A 1,902-nucleotide genomic window follows, 5' to 3' on the forward strand; every position below is an offset into this window, starting at 1 on the left:
GTGGTCACGGTGCCGGTGGTCTTGCTGACTTCGATGGTGATGCTCTGCCCATTGGCCAGGGTCACCACAACTGGCGAACCGGTGACCGGCGCGCCGACAGTCGCGGTGTAAGTGACAGTGCCACCTTCAGCCACAGTGGTGTCGGCGGTCAGTTTCACGGTCGAAGTATCGATGGTGTCCGTCACATCGGTAACGGCTGGCGTGGTGCTTGGCACCAGGTTTTCGAAGTTGCCGCCAGTCGCATCCTTGATCGTGACTTCGACTTTGCCGGCGTCCTTGTAGACGTCATCGGCCGGGGCCGCAACGGTCACGGAACCCGTGGTTTTGCCCGCTTCGATGGTGATCACCGAACCGTTCGACAAGGCCACGGTAACTGGCGTGCCGGCCGGGTTGGTCAGGGTCGCGGTGTAAACAATCGAACCACCTTCAGCCACAGTGCCGGTCGCACTCAGCGTCAGGTTGGTGGTGTCGACGGTATCGCTCACCGACGTCACGGCCGGGGTTTTATCGGCCACGAGATTTTCGTAATTGCCGCCGCTGGCGCCGTCGATTTTCACGCTCAGCGTGTTGCCGCCGGCCAGTGCATCGTTCGGTGCGGTGAAGTTGACGCTGCCGCTGCTGGCGCCGACCGGGATGGTGATGGTCTGGCCGTTGGACAGGTTCACCACAACTGGCAAACCGGTGACTGGCGCGGTCACGGAAGCGGTGTAAACCACCACGCCGCCTTCGACAGTGCTGGCGGTGGCGGTCAGCGAAACGGTGCTGTTATCGATGGTGTCGGTCACGTCGGTGACCGCTGGAGTCTTGTCGACCACCAGGTTCTCGAAGTTGCCGCCGGTGGTCTTGGTGATGCTCGCATCGACCTTGCCAGCGTCCTTGTAGACGTCGTCAGCCGGTGCTGCGACGGTCGCGGTGCCGGTGGTCGCGCCTTTGGCGATGTTGATCACCGCACCGTTGCTCAGGGTCACGGTCATCGCCGTGCCTGCCGGGTTGGTCAGGCTCGCGGTGTAGACGATCGAGCCGCCCTCGGCGACCGAAGCGGTGGCGCTCAGGCTGATATTGGTGGTGTCGACCGTGTCGGTGACGGTGGTGACCACCGCCGAACGGTTGGCATCGACCTGCTCGAAGTTGCCGCCGCTGTGGCTGGCAATCGCGGTCTGTACCTTGCCGCCGTCGATGTACGGAGTATTCGCAGGCGCGGCGAAATTCACCGAGCCGCTGGTGGCGCCGGCGGCGATGTTGATCACTGCACCGTTGGCCAGAGTCACGGTCATGGCGGTGCCGGCCGGATTGCTCAGGGTCGCGGTGTAGGTGATCTGGCCGCCTTCGCTGACGGTGTCGCTGGCGCTGAGGGTCAGCGTGGTTTTGTCGATGGTGTCATTGACGGTGGTGCTGACCGGGGTCTTGCTGACGTCGAGCTTCTCGAAGTTGCCGCCAGTGGCATCGGTCATGGTCACGGTGAGCTTGCTGACGTCTTTGTAAACGTCATCGCTCGGCGCGGCGATGGTCACCGAACCGCTGGTTTTGCCGGCCTCGATGGTGATGGTCTGTCCGTTGCTGAGGTTGACGGTCACCGGCGTTTGCGCGGCGTTGGTCAGGGTCGCGGTGTAGGTGATCGACGTGCCTTCGAGCACATAGCTTTCAGCGCTGAGGGTCAGGTGCGTGGTGTTGATGGTGTCGGCGACGTTGGTCACCGCTGGCGTCGGATTGGCCACCAGGTTTTCGAAATTGCCGCCCGAGGTTTCCTTGATGGTCACTTCGAGTTTGCCAGCGTCTTTGTAGACGTCATCGGCTGGCGCCGGAACGGTCACGGTGCCGGTGGTCTTGCCGGCGTCGATGGTGATGGTCGAACCGTTGCTCAGGGTCACGGTCACCGGGGTGCCGGCCGGATTGGTCAGCGTC

1 protein-coding gene is annotated in these 1,902 nt (G+C 63.0%); it reads right to left on the minus strand.

Annotation, left to right across the window (positions count from 1 at the left end; translation table 11 throughout):
• A partial coding sequence (locus tag FGA82_RS32000) for an immunoglobulin-like domain-containing protein (protein ID WP_349305999.1) occupies positions 1 to 1,902 on the minus strand: 1,902 nt, incomplete at both ends.

This window comes from Pseudomonas fluorescens, assembly GCF_005938625.1.
Taxonomy (GTDB): Bacteria; Pseudomonadota; Gammaproteobacteria; order Pseudomonadales; family Pseudomonadaceae; genus Aquipseudomonas; species Aquipseudomonas fluorescens_BD.